Source organism: Kitasatospora sp. NEAU-CNBT7, from assembly GCF_057220535.1.
This window is the reverse complement of record NZ_JBXQQB010000005.1, coordinates 231,878-258,539: the sequence shown is the minus strand read 5'-3', so window position 1 is coordinate 258,539 and position 26,662 is coordinate 231,878. Positions and strand designations below refer to the sequence as shown.

Annotated in this window: 26 protein-coding genes and 1 pseudogene; 14 read left to right on the top strand and 13 right to left on the bottom strand. The window is 74.9% G+C overall.

Going from position 1 to position 26,662, the window contains the following annotated elements:
* Positions 1-105: 105 nt before the first annotated feature.
* Positions 106-1,032, top strand: a complete 927-nt coding sequence (locus tag AC2TEW_RS09520) for a helix-turn-helix transcriptional regulator (RefSeq protein WP_484623014.1) — start codon at positions 106-108, stop codon at positions 1,030-1,032.
* Between the two features lie 106 nt (positions 1,033-1,138).
* Positions 1,139-1,996, top strand: coding sequence for a dioxygenase family protein (locus tag AC2TEW_RS09515; protein ID WP_484622911.1), 858 nt, complete (start codon positions 1,139-1,141; stop codon positions 1,994-1,996).
* Between the two features lie 39 nt (positions 1,997-2,035).
* Here AC2TEW_RS09515 and AC2TEW_RS09510 read toward each other — a convergent pair whose 3' ends face one another.
* On the bottom strand, positions 2,036-3,247 hold the full coding sequence (locus AC2TEW_RS09510; RefSeq protein ID WP_484622910.1) for a pyridoxal phosphate-dependent aminotransferase: 1,212 nt from the start codon (positions 3,245-3,247) through the stop codon (positions 2,036-2,038).
* 98 nt (positions 3,248-3,345) lie between these two features.
* Here AC2TEW_RS09510 and AC2TEW_RS09505 point away from each other — a divergent pair.
* Positions 3,346-3,699: pseudogene (locus AC2TEW_RS09505) on the top strand (winged helix-turn-helix transcriptional regulator); the annotation flags it as partial.
* Between the two features lie 65 nt (positions 3,700-3,764).
* On the opposite strand, the gene AC2TEW_RS09500 reads toward AC2TEW_RS09505, so the two are convergent.
* Positions 3,765-4,676, bottom strand: a complete 912-nt coding sequence (locus AC2TEW_RS09500) for a helix-turn-helix domain-containing protein (RefSeq protein ID WP_484622909.1) — start codon at positions 4,674-4,676, stop codon at positions 3,765-3,767.
* Positions 4,677-5,113: 437 nt separating this feature from the next.
* Here AC2TEW_RS09500 and AC2TEW_RS09495 point away from each other — a divergent pair, with 437 nt between their 5' ends.
* Together AC2TEW_RS09495 and AC2TEW_RS09490 are read left to right on the top strand one after the other, a co-directional pair.
* Complete coding sequence (locus AC2TEW_RS09495; protein WP_484622908.1) at positions 5,114-5,896, top strand: alpha/beta fold hydrolase; 783 nt, start codon at positions 5,114-5,116, stop codon at positions 5,894-5,896.
* A gap of 45 nt (positions 5,897-5,941) precedes the next feature.
* Positions 5,942-6,742: an SGNH/GDSL hydrolase family protein gene (locus AC2TEW_RS09490; protein WP_484622907.1), complete on the top strand. Its 801-nt coding sequence runs from the start codon at positions 5,942-5,944 to the stop codon at positions 6,740-6,742.
* 48 nt (positions 6,743-6,790) lie between these two features.
* Here the strand turns inward: AC2TEW_RS09490 and AC2TEW_RS09485 are convergent, their stop codons facing one another.
* Positions 6,791-7,189, bottom strand: coding sequence for a cupin domain-containing protein (locus AC2TEW_RS09485; protein WP_484622906.1), 399 nt, complete (start codon positions 7,187-7,189; stop codon positions 6,791-6,793).
* Positions 7,190-7,252: 63 nt separating this feature from the next.
* Here AC2TEW_RS09485 and AC2TEW_RS09480 point away from each other — a divergent pair, with 63 nt between their 5' ends.
* Positions 7,253-7,699, top strand: coding sequence for a MarR family winged helix-turn-helix transcriptional regulator (locus tag AC2TEW_RS09480; RefSeq protein WP_484622905.1), 447 nt, complete (start codon positions 7,253-7,255; stop codon positions 7,697-7,699).
* 16 nt (positions 7,700-7,715) lie between these two features.
* On the opposite strand, the gene AC2TEW_RS09475 is transcribed toward AC2TEW_RS09480, so the two are convergent.
* A complete protein-coding gene (locus tag AC2TEW_RS09475) occupies positions 7,716-8,213 on the bottom strand; it encodes a sigma-70 family RNA polymerase sigma factor (RefSeq protein WP_484622904.1) in 498 nt (165 codons plus the stop codon).
* Between the two features lie 78 nt (positions 8,214-8,291).
* Positions 8,292-9,161 (bottom strand): hypothetical protein, encoded by an 870-nt coding sequence (locus AC2TEW_RS09470; RefSeq protein ID WP_484622903.1) that lies wholly within the window; start codon positions 9,159-9,161, stop codon positions 8,292-8,294.
* Positions 9,162-9,461: 300 nt separating this feature from the next.
* On the opposite strand from AC2TEW_RS09470, the gene AC2TEW_RS09465 reads away from it, so the two are divergent.
* Entirely contained in the window at positions 9,462-11,828 is a 2,367-nt protein-coding gene (locus AC2TEW_RS09465) for a Tex family protein (RefSeq protein WP_484623013.1), read from the top strand.
* 47 nt (positions 11,829-11,875) lie between these two features.
* Here AC2TEW_RS09465 and AC2TEW_RS09460 read toward each other — a convergent pair whose 3' ends face one another.
* Positions 11,876-12,580, bottom strand: coding sequence for a TetR/AcrR family transcriptional regulator C-terminal domain-containing protein (locus AC2TEW_RS09460; protein WP_484622902.1), 705 nt, complete (start codon positions 12,578-12,580; stop codon positions 11,876-11,878).
* A 74-nt stretch (positions 12,581-12,654) separates the two neighbouring features.
* On the opposite strand from AC2TEW_RS09460, the gene AC2TEW_RS09455 reads away from it, so the two are divergent.
* Positions 12,655-13,224 carry a Uma2 family endonuclease gene (locus AC2TEW_RS09455; protein WP_484622901.1) on the top strand — a complete coding sequence of 190 codons (570 nt, stop codon included), beginning with the start codon at positions 12,655-12,657 and terminating at the stop codon, positions 13,222-13,224.
* A 76-nt stretch (positions 13,225-13,300) separates the two neighbouring features.
* On the opposite strand, the gene AC2TEW_RS09450 is transcribed toward AC2TEW_RS09455, so the two are convergent.
* Positions 13,301-13,870, bottom strand: coding sequence for an NUDIX hydrolase (locus AC2TEW_RS09450; RefSeq protein WP_484622900.1), 570 nt, complete (start codon positions 13,868-13,870; stop codon positions 13,301-13,303).
* A gap of 79 nt (positions 13,871-13,949) precedes the next feature.
* Positions 13,950-15,323: an SDR family oxidoreductase gene (locus AC2TEW_RS09445; RefSeq protein ID WP_484622899.1), complete on the bottom strand. Its 1,374-nt coding sequence runs from the start codon at positions 15,321-15,323 to the stop codon at positions 13,950-13,952.
* Positions 15,324-15,612: 289 nt separating this feature from the next.
* Here AC2TEW_RS09445 and AC2TEW_RS09440 point away from each other — a divergent pair, with 289 nt between their 5' ends.
* Positions 15,613-16,335, top strand: a complete 723-nt coding sequence (locus tag AC2TEW_RS09440; protein ID WP_484622898.1) for a hypothetical protein — start codon at positions 15,613-15,615, stop codon at positions 16,333-16,335.
* Between the two features lie 84 nt (positions 16,336-16,419).
* Here the strand turns inward: AC2TEW_RS09440 and AC2TEW_RS09435 are convergent, their stop codons facing one another.
* Positions 16,420-17,943: a carbohydrate binding domain-containing protein gene (locus tag AC2TEW_RS09435; RefSeq protein WP_484622897.1), complete on the bottom strand. Its 1,524-nt coding sequence runs from the start codon at positions 17,941-17,943 to the stop codon at positions 16,420-16,422.
* A gap of 294 nt (positions 17,944-18,237) precedes the next feature.
* Between AC2TEW_RS09435 and AC2TEW_RS09430 the strand changes: the two genes are divergently transcribed.
* Both AC2TEW_RS09430 and AC2TEW_RS09425 read left to right on the top strand, forming a co-directional pair.
* Positions 18,238-18,630, top strand: coding sequence for a hypothetical protein (locus AC2TEW_RS09430; protein ID WP_484622896.1), 393 nt, complete (start codon positions 18,238-18,240; stop codon positions 18,628-18,630).
* A gap of 64 nt (positions 18,631-18,694) precedes the next feature.
* Positions 18,695-19,651: an aldo/keto reductase gene (locus tag AC2TEW_RS09425; RefSeq protein ID WP_484622895.1), complete on the top strand. Its 957-nt coding sequence runs from the start codon at positions 18,695-18,697 to the stop codon at positions 19,649-19,651.
* Between the two features lie 109 nt (positions 19,652-19,760).
* On the opposite strand, the gene AC2TEW_RS09420 is transcribed toward AC2TEW_RS09425, so the two are convergent.
* The 3 genes from AC2TEW_RS09420 to AC2TEW_RS09410 all read right to left on the bottom strand — a co-directional run bounded on the left by AC2TEW_RS09420 (position 19,761) and on the right by AC2TEW_RS09410 (position 22,820).
* Positions 19,761-20,369: a GNAT family N-acetyltransferase gene (locus AC2TEW_RS09420; protein WP_484622894.1), complete on the bottom strand. Its 609-nt coding sequence runs from the start codon at positions 20,367-20,369 to the stop codon at positions 19,761-19,763.
* 67 nt (positions 20,370-20,436) lie between these two features.
* Positions 20,437-21,123, bottom strand: a complete 687-nt coding sequence (locus tag AC2TEW_RS09415; protein ID WP_484622893.1) for a nitroreductase family protein — start codon at positions 21,121-21,123, stop codon at positions 20,437-20,439.
* Positions 21,124-21,179: 56 nt separating this feature from the next.
* Positions 21,180-22,820, bottom strand: coding sequence for an ABC-F family ATP-binding cassette domain-containing protein (locus AC2TEW_RS09410; RefSeq protein ID WP_484622892.1), 1,641 nt, complete (start codon positions 22,818-22,820; stop codon positions 21,180-21,182).
* A gap of 383 nt (positions 22,821-23,203) precedes the next feature.
* Between AC2TEW_RS09410 and AC2TEW_RS09405 the strand changes: the two genes are divergently transcribed.
* Positions 23,204-24,811 (top strand): ABC-F family ATP-binding cassette domain-containing protein, encoded by a 1,608-nt coding sequence (locus tag AC2TEW_RS09405; protein ID WP_484622891.1) that lies wholly within the window; start codon positions 23,204-23,206, stop codon positions 24,809-24,811.
* A 328-nt stretch (positions 24,812-25,139) separates the two neighbouring features.
* Positions 25,140-25,556, top strand: a complete 417-nt coding sequence (locus AC2TEW_RS09400) for a hypothetical protein (protein WP_484622890.1) — start codon at positions 25,140-25,142, stop codon at positions 25,554-25,556.
* A gap of 8 nt (positions 25,557-25,564) precedes the next feature.
* Here the strand turns inward: AC2TEW_RS09400 and AC2TEW_RS09395 are convergent, their stop codons facing one another.
* Entirely contained in the window at positions 25,565-25,963 is a 399-nt protein-coding gene (locus AC2TEW_RS09395) for a Cif family virulence factor (protein WP_484622889.1), read from the bottom strand.
* A gap of 121 nt (positions 25,964-26,084) precedes the next feature.
* On the opposite strand from AC2TEW_RS09395, the gene AC2TEW_RS09390 reads away from it, so the two are divergent.
* Positions 26,085-26,609 (top strand): N-acetyltransferase, encoded by a 525-nt coding sequence (locus tag AC2TEW_RS09390; RefSeq protein ID WP_484622888.1) that lies wholly within the window; start codon positions 26,085-26,087, stop codon positions 26,607-26,609.
* Positions 26,610-26,662 lie beyond the last annotated feature (53 nt).

Below are 26,662 nucleotides of genomic sequence, written 5' to 3'. Positions count from 1 at the left end.
CCGCGCGATGCTACTCGCCCGTAGCCCCCGCGGAAGAGGGCCCGGCGACCGGAGGAGGTCTGGACCAGTGCCCGGTCGGGCGGCGACACTGCTGCCGTGACCGACCTGCCTGCCCTCCGGCCGCCGAGAAGCCAGGTGCCGCTGCACAACCTGGAGGTGCCGGCGCCCGGGGTGCTGCCCTTCGCGCTGGGCTCCTTCGACACCATCGGGCCGCTCTCCCGGGCGGCCTTCCCGCACCGGCACTCCTTCTACGAGATCGTCTACGTCACCCAGGGCCGCGGCTCGCACGTGCTCGACCTGGTCGAGTGGCCGCTCGACCCGCCGCACCTGTGCGTGGTCCTGCCCGGCCAGGTGCACCACTGGGCGCGGGCCTCCGGGCTGGGTGGCTGGGTGCTGCTGTTCAACGAGGACTTCCTGCTCAAGCACCCCGAGGACCTCGGTCTGCTGCGGCTGCTGGCCGGCCGCCCCTGGCTGCGCCCGGACCGCGCCGAGGGGCGGGCGCTGACCGGCCTGCTCGGCGAGATGCTGCGCGAGCACCAGGCCGGCGCGGCCGGCTATCCGGGCGTGCTGCAGGCCTATCTGCACGTGCTGCTGGTCCGGGCGATGCGGGCCTCCGCGCCGGGGGCGCCGGGCCCGGTGCCGCCGAGGGCGGCTGAGCTGGCCGCCCGGTTCGGTCGGCTGATCACCCGTCCGGGCCGGGCGGACCGTTCGGTCGGCTCGTTCGCCCGGGAGCTCGGGGTCTCCACCGGCCGGCTGCACGAGCTGGTCAAGGAGGCCACCGGGCGCACCCCGGCCCTGCTGATCCGGCAGCAGCAGACCCTGGAGGCCAAGCGGCTGCTGGTGGCGACGGAGTTGAGCGTCCGCCAGGTCGCGGCGGAGGCGGGCTTCGCCGACCCGTCGTACTTCTGCCGCTTCTTCCGTCGTGAAGTGGGCCTGAGTCCGGGGGAGTTCCGGGCCGGGGCCGGAGGAAATCACCACGATCCCGGGATCAGGTCCATCGACGGCTGCCCGGCCGGGCCCGTAGCTTCGTAGCCGCAACCCCCCACCGCGCCACCCTGCCGGGCCCCCACCGTGGCATCCCACATGTCATGTACCCGGCAGGGTGGTCCCCGTGCCATCACGGCAAGGAGAGTCGACCATGAACCCCTTCCACGAGCCCCTGGGCGAGCGCAGGTTGAGCCGGAAGTCGCTGCTCAGGGCCGCCGTGCTGGCGGGTGCCACGCCCCTGCTGATCGGCGGCGGCGCCGCGCTCGCCCGGGACGGCGGGGACGGCCCGCCGGCCCTCACCCCCGCCTGCGACGACGGCGACCACCCCACCGTCGAGCAGATCGAGGGCCCGTACTTCAAGCCCGGCTCCCCACTGCGGACCTCGCTGGTGACCGCGACCACCCCCGGCACCCGGCTCGCCGTCACCGGCTACGTCTTCGGGCGGGCCTGCCGGCCAGTCCCCGGCGCCCTGCTGGACTTCTGGCAGGCGGACACCGACGGCGCCTACGACAGCACCGGCTTCGCCTTCCGCGGCCACCAGTTCACCGACGCCCGCGGGGCGTTCACCCTCACCACCGTGGTGCCCGGCCTCTACCCGGGCCGCACCCGGCACCTGCACGTCAAGGCCCAGGCGCCCGGCGGCCCGGTGCTCACCACGCAGCTGTACTTCCCGGGCGAGCCGCGCAACAGCACCGACACCATCTTCGACGCGGCGCTGCTGATGAACGTCCGCCAGGCCGGCCCGGCGAAGGAGGGCAGCTTCGACTTCGTGCTCGACGTCGCCCAGCCGCCCTCGCCGTCCCCGACGCCCACCGGTCCGTCCTCGCCCGCGCCGTCGCCCACCTCCTCGCCGACCGGCCCGGCCGGCGGCAGCTGGCAGGCGGGCACCGCGTACCGTCCGGGCGACCAGGTCACCCACGGCGGCGCGTCCTACCGCTGCCTGCAGGGGCACACCGCGATGGCCGGCTGGGAGCCGCCGAACGTCCCCGCCCTGTGGCAGCGCCGCTGAGCGCCGTCCCGGTGCCGGATCGGCCCCGGCCGTGGCCGGCTACTGCCGGTAGGTGGCCAGGAAGCGGCCGATCCGGCTGATGGCGGTCTCCAGGTCGTCCGCGCGCGGCAGGGTGACGAAGCGGAAGTGGTCGGGGCGGGGCCAGTTGAAGCCGGTGCCCTGGACAATGTGGATCTTCTCCCGGAGCAGCAGGTCCAGCACGAACCGCTCGTCGTCGACGATCTTGTGCACCGCCGGGTCCAGCTTGGCGAAGGCGTACAGGGCGCCCTTGGGCTTGACGCAGCTGACGCCGGGCAGCTCGTTGAGGGCGCGCCAGGTGACGTCGCGCTGCTCGGTGAGCCGGCCGGTCGGCAGGGTGAGGTCGTGGATGGACTGGTGGCCGCCGAGCGCGGCCTGGACGGCGTACTGGGCGGGCACGTTGGGGCACAGCCGCATCCCGGCCAGCATGGTGAGGCCCTCCAGGTAGTCCCGGGCGTGCTGCTTGGGACCGGACACCACCAGCCAGCCGCTGCGGAAGCCGGCCACCCGGTACGCCTTGGACAGGCCGTTGAAGGTCAGGGTGACGACGTCGTCGGCGAGCGCGGCCAGGCAGTGGTGCTCGACCCCGTCGTAGAGGATCTTGTCGTAGATCTCGTCGGCCAGCACCATCAGGTCGTGCCGGCGGGCGAGCTCGAGGATGCCCTCCAGCAGTTCCTTCGGGTAGACCGCGCCGGTCGGGTTGTTGGGGTTGATGACCACGATGGCCTTGGTGCGGTGGTTGATCTTCGCGGCGATGTCCTCGAGGTCCGGGTACCACTCGGCCTCCTCGTCGCACAGGTAGTGCACGGCCTTGCCGCCGGCCAGCCGGACCACCGCGGTCCACAGCGGGAAGTCCGGTGCGGGGACGAGGACTTCGTCGCCGTCGTCGACCAGCGCCTGGACCGCCATCTGGATCAGCTCGGAGGCGCCGTTGCCGAGGTACACGTCGTCGACGGTCACCCCGGTGACGCCGCGCTGCTGGTAGTACTGCACCACGGCGCGGCGGGCCGGCAGGATGCCGCGCGAGTCGCTGTAGCCGTGGGCGTTCGGCAGGTTGCGGATGATGTCCTGGAGGATCTCCTCCGGCGCCTCGAAGCCGAACGGCGCCGGGTTGCCGGTGTTCAGCCGCAGCACGGTGTGCCCGGCCTCCTCGAGTGCGTTGGCGTGGTCGACGACCGGGCCACGGATCTCGTAGCACACGTCCTTCAGCTTGCTGGACTGGCGAAACTCCATCAGCGGCCTCCCGAACCGTCACCGCGCCACACCGGCGGATGCTTTGTTCTACCAAGTAAGCACTTGGAAAGTCCAACCTATTGGCTATGCTGATCCACATGTCACGCCGAAGCTACGACCAGTACTGCGCCGTCGCCCGCGCCCTGGATGCGGTGGGCGAGCGCTGGAGCCTCCTGATCGTCCGCGAGCTGCTCGGCGGCCCGCGCCGCTACACCGACCTGCACGCCGACCTGCCCGGCGTCTCCACCGACATCCTGGCCGCCCGCCTCAAGCAGCTGGAGGGCGAGGGTCTGGCGGTGCGGCGCAAGCTGGAGCGGCCCGCCAACGCGACGGTCTACCAGCTCACCGAACGCGGCCTGGCGCTGCGTCAGGTCGTCGAGGCGCTGGCCGGCTGGGGCCTGCCGGAGCTCGGCGAGCCCCGGCCGACGGACGCGGTCCGCGAGCACTGGTTCACGGGCGCGCAGCCCCGCGAGGCGGACGGCGCGGACGCGGTGGACGCGGTGGACGCGGCGGAGCTTCAGGCGGCCGGACCGGCCGGACCGGCCTGAGCCGCCGGGGCCCGTACCGCGGCGGCCAGTTCGCCGACCAGCCGGGCGTGCAGCGCCCCCATGCCGGGCGCGGGATCGCTGCTCAGCACCGCCGCGTTGCTCCAGTACTCGCCCATGTAGGGGTCGGGCCCCATCAGCCGGCCGGCCAGGGCGCCGCGGTAGGCGGGGGAGTCGGCGACCCCCTCCGCGCCGGCGTGCGCGGCGACGAAGCACTCCAGCGCGTCGGGGGCCCGCCGGCCCGCCAGCGCGTACGCCTCGCCCAGCCCCTCGTAGTACAGCCGGGCCCGGGGGCCGCAGGTGCCGGCGCCGGCCGACCGGACGGCGGCCGCGGCGGCGCGGTCGGTGGCCAGCGCGTGCAGCCGGGCGTAGGCCAGCGCCTGCGCGGGGGTGGGCGCGCCCGGCAGGTCGGGGACGGCCGCGTCGATGATGCCGGTCACCAGCCGGGCGGGCAGCCGCAGCGGCAGCACCCGGCGCCAGAAGGCGGCCAGGGCGTCGGTGGCGGGCGGTGTCCGCAGCGCGTCACCGACCAGGGCGAGTGCGCCGGGCTGCTCGGCGACGGCGGCCAGCGCGGCCCGGCGCCAGCGCAGGTCGGTCAGCCGGCGTTCGACCTCGGCCTGCTCCCGGGCCAGCGCCTCGCCCGGATCGAGCTGTCCGCCGAGTACCTCGGCGACCGCGGGCAGTCCCATCCCCAGCGCGCGCAGCCGCCGTACGGTGTGCAGCCGGTCGAGGGCGGCCTCGCCGTAGCGGCGGTGTCCGCCGGGGGTGCGGCCGCTCTCGGGCAGCAGCCCGGAGTCGGAGTAGAAGCGCACCGTCTTGACGGTGACCCCGGCCGCCTCGGCCAGTTCACCGATCCCGTACGTCCGCCCGGTCCCGTCGCCCATCTCCGCACGCCCCTCCGTACGTCGCTCCGTACGCCCCCGCGGCCAGTCTAGGGCGCGTCCGCGAAGCCGGGCCGGACGAGGCGGCGGCGGGCGTCCGGCCGGGGAACGCCGCGGACCCGGCGGGACCGGCGGACGCGCCCCGGGCCGGTCGCCGGACCCCGGCCTGTCCTGCGGTGCTCCACCGCCCCCGCCGGGTGGCACCCCCGGGCGCGCGCTCGCGCCGCACCGGGCGAACGCCCTGGTGCACCGGGTGCGAGAGGGTCTGCCAGTGCGCCGGGAGCAGTCGCCGGAGAGCAGCCGGGCAGTGCCCCGGGGTCGCGGTGACGGTTCGAACTCGGCCCCGCGGCCGGTCCGGCGCGGTGGAACCTCCCCCTGCGGGAGGTCCTACGGTCGGCCCGCGCCGGGTTGCGGCGTCCTGAGTGAGAGGTGGTCCGAGGATGACGACGTTCGTACTGGTGCCGGGGGCGTTCTCGGGGGCGTGGGTGTGGGAGGAGACCGCCTCCGAGCTGGTGGCACGGGGGCACCGGGCGGTGCCGCTGACCCTGCCGGGGCTGGCCGAGCGGGCCGCCGAGACGGCCGGGGCGGACCTGGCCGGGCACACCGCGGCGGTCGGCGCGGCGGTCGCCGCCGCCGGGCCCGGAGTGGTGGTGGTCGCGCACAGCTACGGGATCTTCCCGGCGATCGGGGCCGTGGACCGGGCGCCCGGGCCGGTGGCGCGGCTGATCTTCGTCGACACCGGCATCCCGGAGGACGGCGAGTCGCTCGCCGACACCTTCCCGGACCAGGAGCACCGGGACCGGATCCGGCGCGTCCCGCCGGGCGGCGTGCTCCCGACGGGCGACCGGGAGGCCCTGCTGCGGCCGGGCTGGGGTTCGCTCGCCGGGCTGCCCGAGGCGGCCGCCGAACGCTACTTCGCGCTGGTGACCCCGCACCCGGTCGACACCTTCCGGCAGCCGGTCGAGCTGACCGGCGCCTGGCGCGAGGTCCCCACCACCGGGGTGTTCTGCCTGGCCAACGGCCTCGGCCTGGAGGTGGCCAGGATGCTGCACGGCAGCGGCGAGCCGCGGTTCGCCAAGCTCGCCGAGCCGGACACCAGCTTCTTCGAGCTGCCCACCGGCCACTACCCGATGCTCCAGGACCCGGCCGCGCTGGCCGAAGCGCTGATCTCGGCGGCCGAGGGCGGCGGAGCCAGGCTGTACCCCGCCGCTACCGCCGGGTAGCCCGGCCGCCGGGCGTCGGCCGGGTGCGCGTACGATCGACGGGCCATGGAGAACATCACCGCCACCGTGTACCGCAGCTACGTCGCCGTCGGGGACTCCTTCACCGAGGGCATGTGCGACGAGCTGCTCCCCGACGGACACTTCCGGGGCTGGGCCGACCGGGTCGCCGACGCGCTCGCCGCGGAACGGCCGGACCAGGAGTTCCGCTACGCCAATCTGGCCGTCCGGGGCAAGCTGATCGGTCAGATCTGCGCCGACCAGGTCGGTCCGGCCGCCGCGATGGGGGCCGAACTGGTCACCCTGGCGGGCGGGTTGAACGATGTGCTGCGGCCCGGCTGCGACATCGCCGAGGTCGAGCGGCAGCTCGGCGGGGCCGCCGAGGCGCTGCTGGCCGGCGGCGCCACGGTGGTGATGTTCACCAGCACCGATCCGGCCCGCCGACTGGCCGGCGGTGCGCGGCTGCTGCCCGCGATCCTGCGGATGAAGGCGTTCGTGGAGCGGCTCGCGGTCCGGCACCCGGGCCGGGTGGCCGTGGTCGACCTGTTCTCGGCGCCCTGCTTCGACGACCGCCGGCTCTGGGACGAGGACCGGCTGCACCTCTCACCGGAGGGCCACCGCCGGGTGGCCACCGCCGTACTGGAGGCGCTCGGCCGGCCCGCGGACCACGACTGGCGGGCCCCGCTGCCGCCGGCCGCCCCGCGCGGGCGCGGCGAGAAGCTGCGCGCCGACCTGCACTGGCTGCGGCTGCACCTCGGCCCGTGGATCGGCCGCCGGCTGACCGGCCGCTCCTCCGGCGACGGCCGTCCGCCCAAGCGCGCGGAGCTCCTCCCGTACCGGAGCCGGTAGGCGCATCCCCGCGCCCCGCGCCCCGGCCCGGGGCCGGTCGCGGCGGGGTCAGGCGGCCCACGGCGGGCTGATCACCGTGCCGTCCGGGAGGGTGGCGGTGAGGCCGGCGGAGGTGGTCACCCAGACGGTGGCCGGGCTGCCGCCGGTGGCGATCCGCAGCCGGCTGCCGGCCGGGGCGACGGCGACGTCGCCCGCGGCGAGGGTGGCGGCCTCGCCGTCGAGCGAGAGCGTGGGGGCGCCGCCGAGCACCAGGAAGACCTCCTCCCTGGAGACGGTGTGCTCCACGCCCTCGGCCCCGGCGGGCAACTCCAGGCGCCAGGCGCGCAGTTCGGTGCTGCCGGTGGACCCGGTGGCGTACGAGTGGAACCGCGCGCCGTGCAGCTCGTGGGTGAGGGGTTCGGTGGACCGGATGACGGGCACGGTGGACTCCTGGATCGATGTGGTCAAGTAGCTTGTCTATATGGTCAAGCTGCTTGACGATCCTGTCAAGGCTGCTGGCAGACTTCACCCATGGACCGGACCGTTGCCCTCAGCCTCCCCCCGCTGCTCCTCGCCCTCGCCGCCGACCTGGTGCGCGGCATCGACGAACGGGTCAGGGCGCAGGGCTTCGACGACATCCGCCCCGCGCACGGCTTCGCCTTCGTCCGGCTCGCCCCGGACGGCGCCGGCGTCGGCGAGCTGGCCGAGCACCTGGGGGTGACCAAGCAGGCCGCCAGCCAGATGGTCGAGGAGCTGGTCCGCAAGGGCTACGTCGAACGCAGGCCGCACCCCGACGACGCCCGGGCCCGGCTCGTCGTGCTCACCGAACGCGGCTGGGCCTGCACCCGGGCGGCCGAGGAGGCCTCGGCCGAGGCCGTCCGCCCGTGGGCCGAGGTGCTCGGCGAACAGCGGCTGCGGGCCCTGCGCGACGACCTGCTGAGGCTGGCGCCCTCCGGGCGGCTGCGGCCGATCTGGTAGCCCCGCCGCCACCGCCTCAGGAGAAGAACAACTCCCGGTCCTCGCCCAGGTGTTCACGCAGCGTCGCGAGCGCCCGCATGCTCTGCGACTTCACCACCGACTCGTTGACGCCGAGGATCTCGGCCGTCACGGCGACGCTGTGGTCCTCCCAGTAGCGCAGGATCACGATCGCCCGGCTGCGGCGCGGCAGCAGCGCCAGCGCACCGAGCAGGGTGAGCCGCACGTCCGTCGGATCGGCGGTCCGCGGCAGGTCCGGCAGCCGGTCGGCCGCCAGCTCGGTGCTGCTGCGCCGACGGCGGTGGTCGAGCAGCGAGTTGAGCAGGATCCTGCGGGCGTACAGGAACGGGTCGCCGTCCTTGTGGTTGACCCGGTTCCAGGCCACGTACAGCTTGGTGAGCGTGGTCTGGGTGAGGTCTTGGGCCAGGTGCCAGTCCCGGCACATCAGATAGGCGATCTGACGCAGGCGGACGGCGGCTGCTTCGGCGAATGCGGTGAACTCGGCGTCATCACGCACCGGTTCTCCCCCGATCTGTGCTGTTCCTGAGAGGTGGGGCCGTCGCCGCGCCGGGCGCGGACGGCCGAGGGCGGTGGGTCAGCCGAGGACGGGCAGGTCCGGGAAGCGATCGGCGGCGAGCTTCAGCAGGGCGCTGTCCGTCCAGGCCGAGACGGACGGGTCCCCGGCCAGCTCGACGGCCTGGAACACGGTCAGCGGCATGACCCCCCGGGGGTTGGCGGTGCCGTTCCAGGCCAGGCAGCTGCCCAGGCTCACCTGGACCACCGAGCCGTCCGGATGGCCGACCCGCACCACGATCTGCTCGACGCAGTTGTCGCTGTCCGCGGTGGACACCCACACCGGCTGCCCGCGCCGGTCGGTCCAGCAGGTCGCCGGGTCCTCGCCCTTGGGGAGCGGCGTCAGGCAGCCGGCCGTCGGCACCTTGCCGACACCGACGAAGACCCGGACCATCCCGACGCCGTGCCCGGTGTCCAGGTACGTCTGCACACCGTGGCCGTCCTTGCTGGCCGCGTAGTGGTCGGTCCGCCCGGTCGGCAGCGCGCCGAGCACGGCGGACAGCAGCGCCGGCCCGCTGGTCCTCACCCGGTCCCCGGCGGGCGTGACGGTGGGCGCGGGGGACGGCCCGGCGGTGGGCGACCCGGGCGCGGTCGGCCGGGGCGCGGCCGACCCGGTGACCTCCCCCGGCGTCGCGGCCGGACCCTGCAGCGACGGCGCCTGCCCGGCCGCCGAGACCACCGGCGCCGCCTGCCGCGGGCCGGCCCCGTACGGACCGAGCACCAGCACGCCCGCGGTGGCCAGCGCCACCACCGACGCCGCCACCGCCCCCACGGCCCGCATTCGGCGCACCCGGCGGCCCCGCCGGGCCGCGACCGCCACCAGGTCGCCCAGCGGCGGAGCGATGTGCTCGGCCAGCTCGTCGTTCAGGATGGCGCGGAAGTCCTCTGTCACTGCTGATCCTCTGGTGTCCCGCCGCACGGTGCCGCGCGGTCCCGCATCTTCACGGGCCTTCGCACACCTACACGAATCGGCGGCCGGTCCGGTCGCACCGAAGCGGCCGGAATTTTCCCGGAGGTCCACCGCAGCCCCGGGCGCCACACCCGGCGGCCCGGCCGGTCCGGGCCCGGATCAGGGCGGGCACCTGCCAGAATGCAGGGCGGAACGGAACGCAGGGACGGACGGACGGAGCGCCGCAGCACACGGCGCCGACCCGCGTAGGGAACTCAGGAGAAGGTGACCGGCTTCGTGACCATGCCAGTCGAACGCAAGATCGCCGAAGAGCTGGGCGTCCGCGAGGGGCAGGTGAAGGCGGCCGTCGACCTGCTCGACGGCGGCTCCACCGTCCCCTTCATCGCCCGCTACCGCAAGGAGGCGACCGGGGCACTGGACGACGCCCAGCTGCGCACCCTCGAGGAGCGGCTGCGCTACCTGCGCGAGCTGGAGGAGCGCCGCACCGCCGTCCTCGAGTCCATCGAGGCCCAGGGCAGGCTCGACGACACCCTGCGCGCGCAGATCCTGGCCGCCGACTCCAAGGCCCGGCTGGAGGACATCTACCTCCCGTTCAAGCCCAAGCGGCGCACCAAGGCCCAGATCGCCCGCGAGGCCGGCCTCGAACCGCTCGCCGACACCCTGCTGGCCGACCCCGCCCAGGACCCGCAGGCGCTCGCCGCCGGGTACCTGAACGAGTCGGTGGCCGACGCCGCCGCCGCGCTCGAGGGCGCCCGGTCCATCCTGGTCGAGCGCTTCGGCGAGGACGCCGACCTGGTCGGCTCGCTGCGCGAACGGATGTGGAGCCGCGGCCGGCTGGTCGCCACGGTCCGCGCGGGCAAGGAGCAGGACGGCGCCAAGTTCGCCGACTACTTCGACTTCGCCGAGCCCTACACCCGCCTCCCCTCGCACCGCATCCTCGCGATGCTGCGCGGCGAGAAGGAGGAGGTCCTCGACCTCGAACTGTCGCCGTTCGACGCCCAGGACGGCGACCTGCCCGGCGAGAGCGACTACGAGCAGCGGATCGCCGCCCGCTTCGGCGTCGCCGACCGCGGCCGCCCGGCCGACAAGTGGCTGACCGACACGGTGCGCTGGGCCTGGCGCACCCGGATCCTGGTCCGGCTCGGCATCGACCTGCGCACCCGGCTGCGCCAGGAGGCCGAGGACGAGGCGGTCCGGGTGTTCGCCGCCAACCTGCGCGACCTGCTGCTCGCCGCCCCGGCCGGCACCCGCGCCACCATGGGCCTGGACCCGGGCTTCCGCACCGGCGTCAAGGTCGCGATCGTCGACGCCACCGGCAAGGTGGTCGCCTACGAGACGATCTACCCGCACCAGCCGGCCAACAAGTGGGACGCCTCGATCGCGACCCTGGCCGCGCTGGCGAAGAAGCACGCCGTGGACCTGGTCGCGATCGGCAACGGCACCGCCTCCCGGGAGACCGACAAGCTCGCCGAGGACCTGATCAAGCGCCACCCCGAGCTGAAGCTCACCAAGGTGATGGTCTCCGAGGCGGGCGCGTCCGTGTACTCGGCCTCCGCCTTCGCCTCCCAGGAACTCCCCGGCCTGGACGTCTCCATCCGCGGCGCGGTCTCCATCGCCCGCCGCCTCCAGGACCCGCTGGCCGAACTGGTGAAGATCGACCCCAAGTCGATCGGCGTCGGCCAGTACCAGCACGACCTCAGCGAACTGAAACTGTCCCGCTCGCTGGACGCCGTGGTCGAGGACTGCGTCAACGCCGTCGGCGTGGACGTCAACACCGCCTCCGCGCCGCTGCTGACCCGGGTCTCCGGCATCACCGGCACGCTCGCCGACAACATCGTCGCGCACCGCGACGCCAACGGGCCGTTCCGCACCCGCAAGGCGCTCAAGGACGTCGCCCGGCTCGGCCCGAAGGCGTTCGAGCAGTGCGCCGGCTTCCTGCGGATCCCCGACGGCGACGACCCGCTGGACGCCTCCGCCGTCCACCCCGAGGCGTACCCGGTGGTCCGCCGGATCCTCACCGCCACCGGCGGCGACCTGCGCGCCCTGATCGGCAACGGCGCCGCCCTGCGGGCGCTGCGCCCGGCCGACTTCGCCGACGACACCTTCGGCGTGCCGACCGTGACCGACATCCTCGGCGAGCTCGACAAGCCCGGGCGCGACCCGCGGCCGGCCTTCCGGACCGCCACCTTCAAGGAGGGCGTCGACAAGATCGGCGACCTGGAGACCGGCATGGTGCTGGAGGGCGTGGTCACCAACGTCGCCGCGTTCGGCGCCTTCGTCGACATCGGCGTCCACCAGGACGGCCTGGTGCACGTCTCGGCGCTGTCGAAGAACTTCGTCAAGGACCCGCGCGAGGTGGTCAAGCCCGGCGACATCGTCCGGGTCCGGGTCACCTCGGTCGACGTGCCGCGCAAGCGGATCGGGCTGACCCTGCGGCTCGACGACGAGGTCGCCCGGCCCGGCGCGGGCGGCGGCGAGGGCGGCGGCAACCGGCGGGACCGGGGCGAGCGCGGCGAGCGGGGCGGTGAGCGCGGCGGCGACCGCGGTCCGCGGCCCCCGCGCCAGGACCGCCGGGCCGGCGGCAGCCAGCCCCCCGCCGTCAACAGCGCGATGGCGGACGCCCTGCGGCGGGCCGGCCTGACCAAGTAGCGGACACGACCGCGGCGGACGGGGCACGGTGCCCCGCCCGCCGCGGTTCAGCGTCCGGACCGGCCGGCGGCGGCGGCAAGCACCGCGCGCAGGCCCTCCACCAGCAGGCGCAGGCCGAACGCGAAGTGCGCGGTGAAGTCCGCCTCGGTCAGGGTGGGCAGGACGGCCGCCAGCTGCTCGAACTCCCCCTCGGCCACCGCCCGGCGCAGCCGCTCCGGATCCGCGGACCGCTCGGGCGCGCCCGGCCCGTCCGCGGGCTGCCGGGCGGCCTGCTCCTCCAGCGTGTGGCCGACCGTGAAGTTGGCCACCGCCAGCAGCGCCCGCGCCGCCTCCTCATCGCCGAACCCCGCCCCGCGCAGCACCCCCACCACCGTGTCGGCGAAGCCGAGGACGCTCGCGCCGGTCGCGTAGGTACCGGCGAACACCCGGGCGCCGTCGCGGTGCGAGAGCAGCGCCCGGCGCAGCGCCCCGGCCAGCCCGGTCAGCTGCTCACCCCAGTCGGCGCCCGGCGCGGCCGCCGGCCCGGCGGCGACCCCGGCCAGCATCCGTTCGGCCATCGCGGTCAGCAGGTCCTGCTTGGTGGCGAAGTACCGGTACAGCGCGCCGGCCTGCACGTCCAGCGCGGTGGCCAGCCGGCGCATGGTGAGGGCGTCGAGACCGGCCTCGTCGAGCAGCTCGAGCGCGGTCGCCACGGTACGGGCCTGGTCCAGCCGGGCCGGCCGGCCCCGGGCCGGGGTGGACGGTGAACTCATGGCCCGCATTGTAGTGAACGCCGTTCATGCCGGCCCGGACGCCGCCGGTGCCTCCCGAATGGAAGGATGGAGTCATGGCCGAGCCCCGGATCCCCGACCGTCACGCCCAGTTGCTGGCGTATGCACAGAGCCTGACCCCGCCGTCCGGCTGGAAGGTCGAGGTCTCCGGCGACGAGATCATCATGATGGCGGGCCCGTCCGTCGTGCACCAACGCAACCTGCTCATCGTCCGGGAACAGTTCGACGCCCACCGGCCGGCCGACCTGATGCCGAGCGAGAACACCGATCTGGCGTCCCCGAACGTCGGCAAGCTCCGGAACCCGGATCTGACGTACATCCCGGTCACGGTGGTCGAGCGCGGCGGCAACGACGTCCCGGCGGAGCTGGCGGCGATCGCGGTGGAGATCGTCTCTCCGTCGAACCCGGAGAACGACCTGGTCGGCAAGGTCCGTGACTACCCGCTGATGGACATCCCGCTGTACCTGCTGGTCGATCCGAGGGAGGGCACGGTCACGCTCCTCTCCGACCCGGCCGCAGGCGTCTACCACCGGCGGTGGAGCGGCGTGTTCGGCGACCCGGTGCCGATTCCGGAACCCTTCGCCTTCGCGCTGTCCACCGCCGACCTGATCCGCTACCCGGCCTGATCCGCTACCTGACCTGACCGCCCCCCGGACCGCCGGTCGCCGGTGCCCGGGCCGGGGCCGTGCGGCCCCGGCCGGGTCAGTGGGGGCGGCTGCGGGACTCGACCGCGAGGTCGACCAGCTCGCCCCACCAGGCCTCCCGGCCGCGCACCAGCATCCGGGCAGCCTCGGCGGGCGGCACCGCGCGGACCTCGACCACCTGCTCGCCGTCGTCCGGATTGGTCGGCGCGGAGTCCACCTCGACCTCGGCCCAGCCCCACAGCCAGGCCTTCTCCGGGTGCGGCTGCCACGGCCGGTACGGCTCCGGGGTGTCCGTCACCGCCAGGTGCGCGCCGATCCACACCGGCGGGCCGGTCAGCCGCGCGCCGGCCTCCTCGCGCAACTCGCGGACCAGGCACGACTCGATGGTCTCGGCGGCCTCCCGGGTACCGCCCGGCAGGAACCAGTGGCCCCGGACGTCCCGGCACAGCACCACGCCGCCGTCGGCGAAGCCCACCAGATGGATGTTGGTGATCAGCCGGTCGGGTGGCAGCTCCGCGGAGAACTGGGCGTCGATCCCGCCCCACGCCCAGCGCTGCGGCGCGTGCAGGTTCGGGAACCGGGCCGCGAGGTCCGCGAGTTCCCCTGCTCTGTCGGTTGTGTCCGTCATTGACCGATCGTAATCCTCCGGTGGTCGGGCGACGGTGGAAAAGGGCCCCGCGACGCCCGCCCGTTCCGGTGAACCGCCGTTACCAGGCCGCCTCCCGGTAGTCCTTGAGGAAGACGCCCGACACCGGGGCTCCCGCCTCGCCGCGGACGATGGGGTCGTAGACCCGGGCCGCGCCGTCGACGATGTCCAGCGGGGTGCGGAAACCCGCGGCGGCGATCCGGGACTTCTTCGGCGCCGGGTTCTCGTCCGTGATCCAGCCGGTGTCGACGGCGCACATGTGCACGCCGCGCCCGGCGAGTTCGGCCGCGCTGGTGCGGGTGAGCATGTTCAGGGCGGCCTTCGCCATGTTGGTGTGCGGATGCCCGGGCGTCTTGTTGCGGACCGCGAACCGGCCCTCCACCGCCGTCACGTTGACGATGTAGCGGGCGGTGTGCGGCGAGGCCAGCAGCAGCGGCAGCAACCGGTCGCACAGCAGCGCCGGGGCGAGCGCGTTGACCAGCTGGGTCTCCAGCACCTCGGCCGGGTCCAGCCCGCCGAGCCGCGCCGACCACGAGTTGCCGGCCGCCGTGTCGGGCAGCAGCCCGGCCTCGTCGGCCAGCTCCAGCACCTCGCCGGACGGCAGCGCGGGCGTCAGCCCGGTCACCGGCCAGGCGGCCTCCAGCGCGGGCATCGGGCGGAACCCCGGCGCGTGGACGACCGCGGCGCCGGGCGGCAGCGCCCCCTGCTCGCCGGCGGCCAGCAGCGCGTACGACTCGGGCGGGCGGCGCAGGGTCTGCGCGGCGTTGTTGACCAGAATGTCCAGCGGCCGCCCGTCGGCGCGCAGCCGCTCGCACAGGCCGAGCACCTGGCGCGGGTCCCGCAGGTCGATGCCGACGACGGTGAGCCGCTCCAGCCACTGCTCGCTGCCCTCGGCGGCCCGGAACCGGCGCACCGTGTCGTGCGGGAAGCGGCTGGTGACGGTCAGTTCGGCGCCGTCCCGGAGCATCATCAGCGCCAGCTGGAAGCCGATCTTGACCCGGCCGCCGGTGAGCAGCGCCCGCCGGCCCCGCAGGTCGGTGGAGAGGCCGCGGCGGGCGGTGTTGTCGGCCGCGCAGCCGGGGCAGAGCATGTGGTAGAAGCCGTCGACCTGGCGGTAGTGCCCCTTGCAGACGTAGCAGCGGCGCGGCGCGGCCAGCTGGCCGGCCGGCTCGCGGCGGGCCGGCGGCACCAGCGGGGCGTCCTCCCGGCGGTCGGCGGCGCCGGTCGCGGTGGCCGCGAGCAGCCGGGCGTCGGCCAGCCGCCGGACGTCCCGCTCGGCCTGGCGCCGGCTGCGGCGGCCGTCCCGGACCAGGGTGCGGGCCATCCGTTCCGCGCGCAGCCGCACCGGGTGGTCGGCGGGCAGCCGGCCGAGCCGGCCCACCGTCCTCGCGTAGGCGTCGAACTCGGCGTCGTCCACTGCGGTGTCCTGCTGCACTGCCCCTCCTAGCGTCGGACGGGCCGCGGCGCCGCACCCGGACCGGTCGCCCGCCCGCGTGGGCGGCGCACCGGCGAGCGGCGGCCGACGGGCCCATGAGGGCCGCCCAGGGGCCGGATCGTGTCCTCCTGCGCTCCTCCCGGACGGCTGAACGGATGCTAGCGCCGCGGCCGTCGGCGCCGGTACCGGATTTGTCCCGCTCCGTCCGGGCGCCCGCGGCGGGAGTGTCGGTGGCCGGTGCGATGCTGACGCCGACGATTCCGCTCGACCTGATCAACGGGGGCTCTCGGTGCTGGGTGAACAGTCGGACGCGGTCCTGGGCACGGCCGGTTTCGAGGCCAGGTGGTGCGCCTGCGACCTCGGCGCGTACCGGCCGTGCCGCGGGACCTACGAGTACTACCCCTACGACAGCCTGCCGCCGCTGGAGCCCGACCGGTTCACCGGAGGGTTCGACTGGCTCGGCGGGACGGGGGACCCCGTCCCGGAGCGGGTCGCGGAGCTCGGCGCGCTGGCGGCGGAGCTCGCCGCCGTCGGGCTGGAACTGCCCGCGGACTTCCGGGCGTTCGGGACCGGCGAGTGGAGCCACCGGGCACTCGACGAGGTCTCGGTGACGTGCTGCTGGAGCGACCTGTCGAAGCCGCTGCCCAGCCCGGTCGAGCCGGGCGCCTTCCTGGTCCGCTTCCTGCGGGACCAGCAGGACTGCGTGATCTGGTACCTGTACCTCCGGCCGTCCGGCGAGACCTTCGTGGTGCACTCGCCCATCGACTTCCAGGACGCGTACGAGGCCCGGCAGGACGCGGAGGCGGCCGGGCACGGTCTCGGGGACCCGGCCGCGCTGCGGGCCGCGATCAGCTGGTGCGCGCCGTCGTTCGAGCAGTTCGCCCACCGGTTCTGGATCGAGAACCGGCTGTGGCACCTGCTCAACCTCGCCGACGGCGGGGCCCCGGCCCGGCTGGCCCCGGAGATGCGGGCCTACCTGCGGCACTACGCGCCCGCCGGGGCCGTGGGCTGACCGCGGCCGCCCGGGCGGCCGGGTGCCGGGCCGCCCGGTGGAGTGTGGGGGATCCACCGGGCGGGGGCCGTCGGCGGCGCTGCGTCAGCCGGTGTAGCCGGCGAAGATCTTCGAGAACTCGTAGGGCGACTGGCTGATGTTGGTGCACTTGTAGAGCGGGCCGGTGCAGGCCGCGGCGTCCCGGGTCATCTCCCAGAAGCCGAGCATGCCCAGGTGGTGCTGCTTGGCGAAGGCGACCAGCTGCTGGGCGTCGCCCTGGTTGAAGACCCCGTGGTCGTCGTTCTCGCCGAGCATCGGGGTGACGGCGGTCATCGCCCACAGCTGGGCGTCGGTCTTCGCGGGGTAGAGCGCCTTGAGCTGGTCGTGGGTGCTCTGGGCGGCCTGGACGGCGTCGTCCCCGTAGTCGGTGGACGGGCGGTTGTAGTCCATCGCCATCACGTTGACAAGGTCGAGGGCCACCCCGGCGTCCCGCGCGGAGCGCACCACGGCCACGCCGTCGGCCGTCAGCCCCTCGGGCAGGACGGGCAGCGTGAGCGAGACCTTCAGGCCGGGGTGGGCCTTCTGCAGCCTGGCCAGCGCGGCGGAGCGGCGGTCGTTGGCGGCGGTGTCGACGACGGCGGCGCCTTCGATGTCGAAGTCGACGTACTTCAGGCCGTACGCGTTGACCACCGCGTCGTACTCGTTGAACAGCGCGTCCACCGTGGTGCAGGCCTGGGCCAGTTCGGTGCCGGAGGCGCCGCCGAAGGAGACCTTCACGTCACCGCCGGCGGCCCGGACGGCGTCGATCTGGTCCTTGCCCCAGCCGGCCTTCGGGTCGTAGGCGTTGAACCAGCTGGCCTTGCAGCCCACCGAGGTGACGAAGGCGAGGGTGAAGGATTTGAGGTTGCCGGCGGCCGCCATGTCCCGCAGCACCGGCGTCGGCCAGGCCCCGAGGTCGACGTACGGCGCCACCGGCAGTGCGACGTTCGGCGGCGGGGTGGTCTGGGTGGGGGTGCCCGTCGGTGTCGCGGTGGGCGTCGCGGTCGGGGTGGTGGTGGGGGTGGCCGTCGGGGTGGGGCTGGGGCTCGGGTTGCCCCCGCCGGGGCCGGTGAGTGCCACGTCGTCGGCCAGGTAGGCGCCCAGCCCGTACCAGCCGTGCAGGTAGACGGTGACGCTGGTGGTGGCGGCGCCGGTGGTGAAGCTGGTGGAGAGCTGCTGCCAACTGCTGCCGCCGGGGGTCCAGACGGCGGGGTCGGTGACCCCGCTGCCGGTCGCGCCGAGGTAGACGTACTGGCCCTGGACCCAGGCGCTCAGCGCGTACTTGGTGTTGGGCTTCACGGCGACGCTCTGGCTGCACTGCGCGGTGTCGCTGTTGGTGGGCGCGCCGCGCAGCGCGTAGGAGCCGCCGTGGACGGGGGAGGTGACGACCGATCCGGTGCCGGCCGTACAGGTCCAGGGCCCCAGGGCGCCGGTCTCCAGCCCGGGGTTGGCGAGCAGGTTGGCGTCGGCGGCGTCGGCGCCGCCCGCCAGGACGGCGGTGCCGCCGCCCGCCAGGGCGGCCGCGCACAGCAGCGGGACGAGCCGGGAGCGCCGGCGGGCGGCGTGGCGGGGGACTGCGGCACGGGGCATGGGGGTGCCTTTCGTGGACGGTGCCAGGGCGCCCGCGGGCCGGTGGGGCGGCACGCGGGCCGGCGGCGCGGCAGCTGGGGTGAGCCTGAACTGCCCTCGCGGTGGGGCCCGGAGGGGGTGTGCGGTGCCGGTGCGGGTCGTGCTGTCCTGAGTAAAAGTGGACTAGACCAAGTGTGCACGTCAAGCATCCGGGGGCGGACTTACGGCCGCCTTAAGGTCGACGGCCCGGGCGGGCCCGCGGGCCTGTCGGACCGGGCTGTTAGGTTTCCCCCGTCGTCCGGGAAGGGGAGCGGGATGGGTGGGTCGGCGAACGGGCACCGGGAAGCGGCCGCGGTCTGGACCGGGCTGAACGACCGCCAGCGGGCGTTCCTGCGCGCGATCGTCGACGCCGACGGCGGGCAGGACCCCGAGGGCTGGGTGCTGTTCTCCCTCGACCGGCCGCCCGCGCCGGGCGGCCCGGTCCAGGTCATGGACGGCCTGCGGGCCGACGGCTGGAGCCCGCGCGGTGCCCGGTCCACCCTGCGTGCGCTGTTCGAGCGGGACCTGGTCGGGATCTGGCACGGGCTGGTGCGGCTCCCGGACGGCGGGCTCACCGCCAGGGTCAGGACCCGCGCCCTCGACCACGGCCGGGCGGTGGCCCGCGCCGGGCGGTCCGACGCGGACGGCCCGTCCCCGGGCCGCGCTTGACCTGGAGTGCACTCCAAGGGGCAGGCTGGGCGCGTCAGTCCGACCGTCCGAAGGAGAACCGGCGATGCGCACCACCACACTCGGCAGCAACGGCCCCGCGACCGGCGTGGTCGGCCTCGGCTGCATGGGGATGACCTGGGCCTACGACCCCGCCGGGCGGGACGACGCCACCTCGGTCGAGGTGATCCGCGCCGCGCTCGACCTCGGGGTCACCCTGATCGACACCGCGGACATCTACGGGCCCTACGACAACGAGGAGTTGGTCGGCAAGGCGCTGGCCGGGCCGTACCGGGAGCGGGCGGTGTTGGCCACCAAGGTCGGCCTGGTGCCGGGCACCGGCGACGAGCGGGTGGCGCGCAACGGCCGCCCGGAGCACGTCCGGCAGGCGATCGACGCCAGCCTGCGCCGCCTCGGCACCGACCACGTCGACCTCTACCAGCTGCACCGGGTCGACCCCGAGGTGCCGATCGAGGAGACCTGGGGCGCGCTCGCCGAGGCCGTCACCGCCGGCAAGGCCCGGGCGATCGGCCTGTCCGAGGTCACCGTGGAGGAGATCAGGCGGGCGCAGGCGGTGCACCCGGTGGCCTCCGTGCAGTCCGAGCTCTCGCTGTGGACCAGGGACCCGCTGGCCGAGGTGGTGCCCTACACCGAGGCGCAGGGCATCGCCTTCCTGCCGTTCTCCCCGCTCGGCCGCGGCTTCCTGGCCGGGCGCTTCACCTCCGCCGCCGACCTGCCGGCCGAGGACTGGCGGGCCACCCTGCCGCGCTTCCAGGCGGACGCGCTGGCGGCCAACCAGGCGCTGGTGACGGCGGTGCGGGAGATCGCCGACCGGCTCGGGGCGACCCCGGCGCAGGTGGCGCTGGCCTGGGTGCTCGCCCAGGGACGGTACGTGCTGCCGATCCCGGGCACCAAGACGCCGAAGTACCTCGCCGACAACGCGGGCGCCGCCGATCTGGTGCTCGGCCCCGAGGAGCTCGCGGCCCTGGACGCCGTCCCGGCACCGGTCGGCGAGCGCTACTGACAAGGCGGGTGCTGCCGACCCGGCGAGCGCCGCTGATCCGGCGAGCGCCGCTGGCCCGGCGGGTGCTGCCGACGCGGCGGCCCCGCCGCGTCGGCAGCACCTGACCGGCTCAGCGCTCCATGATCCAGACCAGGTTGCGGCCGGTCTCGGAGGGCGCCGTGATCTCGGCATCCCGGACCCGGTCCAGGCGGTAGCCGAGCTTGCGCGGGACGGCCGCGCTGGCGGTGTTGGACTCGTCGCAGTGGATCTCCACCCGCTCGATGCCCGGCAGCGCGAGGGCGGCCCCGGTCAGCGCGCGGGCCGCCGCGGTGGCGATGCCGCGCCCCACGTGGTCGACGTCCACCCAGTAGCCGATCTCCAGCGCGCCCGGGCCGATCCGGCCGTGCAGGCCGAACGCGCCGACCACGCTGCCCGGCCGGGCGTCCAGGCCGACCAGGTACATGAAGTCGGTGCCCTGGTCCCAGACCTCCTCGCCGGCCCGGCACATCTCGATGCTGTGCTGGAGGGTCGGCGGCTCCTGCGCCCAGGGCATCCAGGGCCGCAGGTGCGCGAGGTTGGCCAGGACCGCCTCGTTCACGGCTGGCCCGTCCGCCTCGCGGCGGCGGCGCAGCGAGACGCCGCCGTCGAGGGCGATCAGCTCGGGCGGGCGTCCGTCGGTGACGGCGGCGGGCGGCGGTGGCCCGGGGTCGCGCCAAGGGGTGTCGGCTGTGCGGCTCATGACAGGATTATCGCCTCACCGGATCCGCTCCCACCAGCGCTTTTGCCCCGGCCCCGGCGCCCGCGGCTCAGAGCCGCACCAGGACCTGGTCGAGGTCCTTGCGGTGCAGATCCGGTACCCGGGCGTGGTCGGCGGGGTAGCCGACCGGGATGACGTACGCGGCCCGCTCCTCGGCCGGCCGGCCGCAGACCTCGTTGAGGAAGCGCATCGGGCTCGGCGTGTGGGTGAGGGTGGCCAGCCCCGCCTGGTGCAGGGTGGCCAGCAGCAGGCCGACGGCGATGCCGACCGACTCCTTGGTGTAGTACGGCCGCGGCGAGTCCGGGCCCTTGTGCACCTCGAAGACCACGATCACGGCGGGCGCGTCCGTGAGGAACGGCTTGCGCCAGTCGGTGCCGATCGGCGCCAGCGCGGCCAGCCACTCCGCGGAGGCCCGGTGCCCGTAGAACTCGCGCTCCTCCGCCTCGGCGGCCTCCCGCAGCCGCCGCTTGCGGTCCGGGTCGGTGATCACCACGAACCGCCAGGGCTGCACATGGGCGCCGCTCGGGGCGGTGGCGGCGGTCCGCACCGCCCACTCCACCACCCCGTCCGGGATCGGCCGGGTCGAGTAGTCGCGCACCGTCCGGCGCCGGGCCATCAGGTCGTGGAAGGCGCGGGCGCGGCCGCCGGCCTCGTGGGTGGGCACCGTCATGGGGCTCAGCTCGACGGTCGGGTACGACGCCGACGACGCGCTGTCAACCAGGGGGCTGTCAACCATGCTGCCCAGCACAGCACATGACGGAGCATCGGCGAAAGGGGGCGGAAGGTCCAGACCTATCGGGTCTCGTGGACCAGACCACCCTCGACGGTGAGCCGCCGGTTGACCGACACCGTCTCCAGCATCCGCCGGTCGTGCGTCACCAGCAGCAGCGTGCCGGTGTACGTGGCGAGGGCCGACTCCAGCTGCTCGATCGCGGGCAGGTCGAGGTGGTTGGTCGGCTCGTCCAGCACCAGCAGGTTCACCCCGCGGCCCTGCAGCAGGGCGAGCGCCGCCCTGGTCCGCTCGCCGGGCGACAGCGTGGCCGCCGGGCGCAGCACGTGCGCCGCCTTCAGCCCGAACTTGGCCAGCAGGGTGCGGACCTCCTCCGGTGCGGTGTCCGGCACCGCCGCGGCGAACGCCTCCAGCAGCGGCTCCCCGCCGAGGAACAGCCCGCGCGCCTGGTCCACCTCGCCGACCACCACGCCCGAACCCAGCACGCTGCTGCCGCCGTCCAGCTCCAGCCGGCCCAGCAGCGCCGCCAGCAGGGTGGACTTGCCGGCGCCGTTGGCCCCGGTGATCGCCACCCGGTCCGCCCAGTCGACCTGCAGGTCCACCGGCCCGAGTGCGAACTCCCCGCGCCGCACCGTGGCCCCGCGCAGGGTCGCCACCACCGAGCCCGAGCGCGGCGCGGACGCGATCTCCATCCGCAGCTCCCACTCCTTGCGCGGCTCCTCGACCACCTCCAGCCGCTCGATCATGCGCTGGGTCTGCCGGGCCTTGGACGCCTGCTTCTCGGTGGACTCCTGCCGCTGGGCGCGCCCGATCTTGTCGTTGTCCGGGCCCTTGCGGCGGGCGTTGCGGACGCCGTGCTCCATCCAGTTGCGCTGCATCCGGCCGCGGGCCTCCAGCGAGGCCTTGGTGTCGGCGTACTCCTCGTACTCCTCGCGGGCGTGCCGGCGGGCGATCTCCCGCTCCTCCAGGTATGCCTCGTAGCCGCCGCCGTACACGTTGACCTGCTGCTGGTGCAGGTCCAGCTCGACCACCCGGGTCACCGTGCGGGCCAGGAACTCGCGGTCGTGGCTGATCAGCACGGTGCCGGCGCGCAGGCCCTTGACGAAGGACTCCAGCCGCTCCAGGCCGTCCAGGTCGAGGTCGTTGGTCGGCTCGTCGAGCAGGAACACGTCGTAGCGCGACAGCAGCAGCGAGGCCAGGCCCGCCCGGGCCGCCTGGCCGCCGGACAGCGCGGTCATCGGCAGGTCGAGGCCGACCTTGAGCCCGAGGGTGGCGGCCACCTCCTCGGCCCGCTCGTCGAGGTCCGCACCGCCCAGCTCCAGCCAGCGGTCCAGGCTCTCCGCGTACGCGTCGTCGGCGCCCGGGCGGCCCTCCACCAGGCCTTCGGTGGCCTCGTCCAGCGCGGCCTGGGCGGCGGCGACACCGGTCCGGCGGGCCAGGAACGCCCGCACCGACTCGCCCTCGCGGCGCTCCGGCTCCTGCGGCAGGTGGCCGACGTTGGCGCTCGCCGGGCTGAGCCGCAGCGAACCGCCCTCCGGGGTGTCCAGCCCGGCGAGCAGCCGCAGCAGGGTGGACTTGCCGGCACCGTTGACCCCGACCAGACCGATCACCTCACCGGGGGCGACCACCAGGTCCAGCCCGGAGAACAGGGTGCGGTCGCCGTGGCCGGCGCTGAGATCCTTGACGACGAGAGTGGCACTCATGATGCCCCGATCCTAGTCGCCGCCCGACGCGGCACCGATCGCCGCCCGGCGCGGCCCCGCCCCGGGCCGGGCGCCCCGGGCGGGGGACGGCAGGGCACGCGGAAAATCCGTTGCGGGCCGTTCTGGGCCTGCCTACGGTGGGAGCCGTCCGGTGGAACGCCCCGGCCGCCACCCCGCAAGACTGGAGAAGGCCCTTGCTCGTCTGAGGTCACCGGACACCGCCCCCGCCGCCTGAGTACCCGGCGTGCGGCGTGCGTGTGCGACCTCGGCGGCGAGCCGGTCCCGGATCCGCGGGCGCCTCCTCAGCTGTGCCCGTCGTGCCGCACCAGCGGTGTCTCCCGAGTTGCTCCGACCATCCACGGCAACCCGTCCAGGAGACCTGCATGTCCCATCCCGTCACGTCCGTCCTGTGCTCCGACCTCTCCTTCGAGTGGCCCGACGGCACCACCGTCCTCGACGGCTTCCACCTCGCCGTCGGCCCCGGCCGCACCGGCCTGATCGGCCTCAACGGGGCCGGCAAGTCCACCCTGCTGAAGCTGATCGCCGGGGAACTCACCCCGGCCGGCGGCACCGTCCGGATCGCCGGCGAACTCGGCTACCTGCCGCAGGACGTCACCGCCCGCACCGACCAGCGGGTGGACGAGGCGCTCGGGATCCGGGCCGCCCGCGAGGCCCTGCACGCCATCGAGTCCGGCGACGCCGACGAGGCGCACTTCGCCGCCGTCGGCGACGACTGGGACGTCGAGGAACGCGCCCGCGCCACCCTCGACCGGCTCGGCCTGCACCTCGACCTCGACCGCACCGTCGGCGAGCTCTCCGGCGGCCAGGCCGTCCTGCTCCACCTTGCCGCGCTGCTGCTGCGCCGCCCCGACGTCCTGCTGCTCGACGAGCCCACCAACAACCTCGACCGGGCGGCCCGCGCCCGGCTGTACGAGGCGGTGGCCGGCTGGCAGGGCGTCATGGTGATCGTCAGCCACGACCGCGGACTGCTCGCCCACGTGGACCGGATCGCCGACCTGCGCGACGGCGAAGTCACCTGGTACGGAGGGAACTTCGACGACTACCAGGCGGCCCTCGAGGCCGAGCAGGAGGCCGCCGAACGGCTGGTCCGCAACGCCGGGGCCGACGTCCGGCGCCAGCAGCGGGACCTCGCCGACGCCCGGATCAGGCTGGAGCGCAGCGCCGCGTACGGCAAGAAGCGCTCGGTCACCCGCAACGACCCGAAGATCTTCGCGGGCGCGTTCAAACGGCAGGGCGAGGAGACCGCGGGCCGGCTGCGCGGGATGCACGCCGACCGCCTCGCCGACGCCAAGGAACGGCTGGCCGAGGCCGAGGAGGCGATCCGCGACGACGCCGAGATCCGGATCGACCTGCCGCACACCGCGGTCCCCGCCGGCCGCACCGTCCTCACCCTGGACAAGGTCCGGCTCGCCCACGGCACCCGGGTGGACCTGGAGCTGCGCGGACCCGAGCGGATCGCCCTGGTCGGCGGCAACGGCACCGGCAAGTCCACCCTGCTGCGCACCATCGCGGGCGAACTCGCCCCGGTCCGGGGCGAGGTGGACACGCCGGTGCCGCTGCGCCACCTCCCGCAGCGGCTCGACCTGCTGGACGACGGGCTCACCGTGGTCGGCAACGTCCGGGCGTTCGCGCCGCGGGCGGGGGAGAACGCGGTACGGGCCCGGCTGGCCAGGTTCCTGTTCCGCGGCGCCCGGGCCGACCAGCTCGCCGGCACACTCTCCGGCGGCGAGCGGTTCCGGGCGACGCTGGCGGCCCTGCTGCTGGCCGAACCGCCGCCGCAGCTCCTGCTGCTGGACGAGCCGACCAACAACCTGGACCTGGCCAGCGTCCGCCAGCTCACCCAGGCGCTGTCCGGCTACCGCGGCGCACTGATCGTGGCCAGCCACGACGTGCCGTTCCTGCACGGGCTCGGCATCACCCGCTGGCTGGAGGTCGCGGACGGCGAGGTGCGCACCGTCGACGCACTCTGACGGCCGGCCGCCCGCGGCACCGGCCCCTCCGGCGGGCCTCGCCGGAAGGCCCTTCCGGAGGCGCCACCGGAGGGCCGCCGGAGGGGTCCCGCCCGCGGTCCCGCTCCGGTACCGTGGGCCGCGGGCTGGGACCGCCCCACCGGTGACGCTCCGTCACCGGCGTTAGCCAGGAACCGACATGGCGCGATGCCGACCGGCCCGATTGGTGCGCGGCCGTACCGGTGCATACGATCGCCCTGCCGGAACCGCTTCCGGTGCGCAGCAACCTGTACGCCTGTGTTCGCGGCGGCCGGCGCACCCCGTGCCCGGCGGATCTGAAGGGGCGTCGGTGATCCTGGACCAGTTCGGCGGAATGCTGGGCGCGCTGTCCCCGCTGCGGCGCACCGGACGCCCCGGGCGGCGCCGCCGCCGGGCCTTCGAGGCGGGGCGGGTGGTGACCTTCGAGGCCAGCGTGCTGGGCGCCCAGCCGTACTGCCTGCCCGCCGTCGGCGTCCTGCACCTGTCCCGCGCCGGGCTGCTCGCCGTCCCGGCGGCCGGGGCCGGCACCGACGGCCGGCCGGTGCCGCTGCACCGGCTCGACGTGGTGCTGGTCCGCGACCGGCTGAGGTCCGACCCGAGCACCATCCGGCCGTTCTGGCGGGTCGCCGAGTGCCGGGACGACAACGCCCTGATCATGGTGGGCTGTGCCGCCGACCCGATGGACCTGCTGCTCCACGCCCTCGGCCGGGACCGGCCCGCCCGCTGAGCCGCCGGTCAGAGGTGGTCGGACCAGGAGAAGGCCGCGATCCGCCAGCCCTGCGGGGTACGGACGAACTGGAACACCTTGGTCCCGCCGCCCTCGAACGGTTCGCCGTCCAGCGTCCCGGACTTGCGGTACCCGCCGATCCGCGAGGCCACCCCGCCGGCGATCTCGGTCCGCTCCGAGGTCTCCCACTCGTGGAAGCCCGTGAGCCGGCCCTCCGCCAGCAGCTTCTCGCGCGGCTCGACGAACTCCTCGACCGTGTAAACGGTGAGCGGCGGGCCGGAGTTGACGATCACGCCGCCGGGGATCATCAGCCGGCGGATCCGGGCGACGTCGGCGGGCCCGCCCGCCCGGTTGTCGAAGGCGCCGAAGAACTCGGCGGTCACCGCGTCGATCTCGGTCCTGTCCATGGCGCGACAGTAGCAGCGCCCGGGCCCGGACAGCAGACCGTCACCGGGACCGGCGCCGCCCGGGCGCGGGCGGCCCGAAAACCGGCGGTGGGCGGGGCCGGGCGCCGGGTACCGTCGCGGCATGCCGAACCCCACCACCGAGCCGGACCCCGGCACGCCGACCCCCGCCTCCGCCGAACCGGCCGGGACGCAGCCGCCCGCGCCGTTCGTCCCGGACGGATTCACGCCGCCGCGGACGCTGACCGCCGGGCCGCTGCGCCTGGAGCCGCTCGGCCCGCAGCACAACGCGGCCGACCACACCGCCTGGACCAGCAGCATCGAGCACATCCGCGCCACCCCCGGCTTCACGGAGGGCGGCTGGCCGCCCGCGCAGGGGATGACCCCGGCGGACAACCGGCGGGACCTCGAGCGCCACGCCGAGGACTTCGCCCGCCGCACCGGCTTCACCTTCAGCGTCCTCGACGGCCCGACCGAGGCCGACGTGGTCGGCTGCGTGTACATCTACCCGTCCCGCACCGAGCCGGGGACGGCACAGGTCAGCTCCTGGGTCCGGGCGGACCGCGCCGCACTGGACGGACCGCTGCACCGGGCGGTGGCCGACTGGCTCGCCGCCGACTGGCCGTTCGCGCAGGTCGCCTACCGCTGACCGACCGCCCCCGGCGGGGGACCGGGTGCGGCCGGACCGGGTACGACCACAGC